This window comes from Bacteroides rodentium JCM 16496 (assembly GCF_000614125.1).
In the GTDB taxonomy this organism is placed as follows: domain Bacteria; phylum Bacteroidota; class Bacteroidia; order Bacteroidales; family Bacteroidaceae; genus Bacteroides; species Bacteroides rodentium.
In genome coordinates, this window is the sequence record NZ_BAKJ01000122.1 from 1 (window position 1) to 2,419 (window position 2,419).

The 2,419-nt window shown below is 44.6% G+C and carries 1 protein-coding gene; it reads left to right on the forward strand.

Annotated features, from left to right (window positions below; genetic code table 11):
• Positions 1 to 645: 645 nt before the first annotated feature.
• Positions 646 to 2,298, forward strand: a complete 1,653-nt coding sequence (gene ltrA, locus JCM16496_RS20910; RefSeq protein WP_025836412.1) for a group II intron reverse transcriptase/maturase — start codon at positions 646 to 648, stop codon at positions 2,296 to 2,298.
• Positions 2,299 to 2,419: the final 121 nt, after the last annotated feature.

Genomic DNA, 2,419 nt, shown 5'->3' on the forward strand with positions numbered 1-2,419 from the left:
TGGGTGTGACCTGTAAAGTCACGTAATTGATTGTTAGACAGTAATATTAATTGCATGATTTAACCCGCTGTTCCGTCAGCGGTAGCCTACTATAAGGTGCATCTCCAGTGATGGGTTGTGCCAAGCTTATAGGACAAAGTACACTTTCCGAAAGGACAAGACTGAACCGTAAGGGAATGTCAAGGACGGTTAGTATCATACCGTTGAGTGGCGAGGCTGGATAGCATGGTTAACGTAAGTGAACTGACTTTAGCCGTCGTAAGGTTTGAAGGAGCGCAAGATACTTTAGCTCTCACCAAAAGGTAAGCAGTCGGATAACCCTTGCCCATGTTGGGGTTACACGGACACAGCACTGCCGGCGGACTTGGCAGAACCTAAACTATCCGTTTGTCAATTACGTGGAACAGGGCAAGCCTGTATCTCTCTCGTAAGAATGCGAGTAAGCGAACCGCAAGGCAAGCCGAATGGGGTGCAGGTATGAGATAACGGAAAAAGCGAATGCCACCCTGTAATGGGGTGGATACGGATTGAATCAACATCACGGGTTGTTATTGGTGACATCATCCGACACGAAAGTGGGCAGACTTCCGTATATGGTAACTCTTTACAAGATAACTTTTAGAACTTTCAAAAGGAGGAAAGCAAATGAACGAAACTAAAACATCGTGTGCGCCTGCTGATAGTAGGAATCTAACTTGGAACGGAATGGACTGGTCCAAGTGTGAAGCCTATGTCCGAAAGCTACAAGCGCGTATTGTAAAGGCTCAAAAGGAAGGCAGACATAACAAGGTGAAAGCCTTGCAGTGGATGCTGACCCACTCTTTTTACGCCAAGGCATTGGCGGTAAAGAGGGTTACTTCCAACAAAGGGAAGAAAACGTCTGGAGTAGATAAACAGCTTTGGGATTCTCCCAAGCGCAAGTACAAAGCAATCGGTGAACTGAAACGTCGTGGTTACAATCCGCAGCCGCTTCGTAGGGTTCACATCAAGAAAAAGAACGGTAAACTCCGACCGTTGGGAATACCGACAATGAAAGACAGGGCGATGCAGGCATTATATCTCATGGCATTGGAACCGATAGCCGAAACGACAGGCGACCGCTTTTCTTATGGTTTCCGCAAGAAACGCAGGACAATGGACGCTATCCGTCAGATTGATACGGTTCTAAACCGCCAGCATTCCCCCGAATGGATTTTGGAGGGAGACATTAAAGGCTGCTTCGACCATATCAGCCACGACTGGCTTCTTAATCATATCCCTATGGATAAGACGATACTCAGAAAATGGCTGAAATGTGGAGCTGTATTCAATGGCAAACTATTCCCGACAGAAGAGGGTACACCACAAGGAGGTATCATATCACCGACACTTGCAAATATAGCACTTGACGGACTTCAACCACTCTTGGCTGAAAGATTCAAAAGATTATGGCGCAACAATAAGACATTCCACTACAAGGTAAACCTTATTCGTTATGCGGATGACTTTATAATCACAGGTCGAGATAAGGAGCTATTGGAAAACGAAGTCAAACCTATCGTGATAGAATTTCTCAAAGAAAGAGGGCTGACCTTATCCGAAGAGAAAACTACCATTACGAACATATACGACGGTTTTGATTTCTTAGGTTTCAATGTGAGGAAGTTTGGCAAAAGGCTATACACATCCCCGTCCAAAGATGCACAGAAACGCTTCAGGGCAAAAATCGGTGACATCGTTAAAGGACATAAAATGTGTAAGCAGGAATCGCTGATACGAATGCTTAATCCTGTAATCACAGGTTGGGGCAACTATTACCGATATGGTGCATCAACCGATGCTTTTCATGGTTGTGACAATCACATTTACAATCTCACGAAGAAATGGGCTTTACGTCGCCATCCAAAGAAACGCAAGTCTTGGGTTGCAGACAAATATTGGCATGAAATTCGGGGGCGTAAATGGACGTTTGCATGGAAATATGAAACCAAGAGCAAGAAAGTGAACTACCTGACCCTTAAAAGGTTGTCGGATATACATTATACCCCGTACAAGCAAATCAAAGGTGAGGCAAACCCTTTCGACCCGGAATACGATGATTATTTCTTTCAGCGAAAGGAGCAACAAATGCTGGAATCTCTCAAGGGACGTAAGTCTCTCTTATATTTATGGAACAAGCAGAACCGGATTTGTCCGTTATGTGGCAAGGAAATAGATTGTACAAAAGCATGGAACGTCAACGAAATATCTGTTGGTGGTTCGATTGTACGGCAACTTGTCCACAACAACTGCTACAAGCGAAATAAACGAAAATGTTGAAAGTATGAGCCGATTTCTAACAACAAATAGAAATATTGAGTTGCTTGAGCCGTATGAGGGGAAACTCTCATGTACGGTTCTTAGGGGAGAAGGGGGCAGCAATGCCCTTGACTTACCCGAT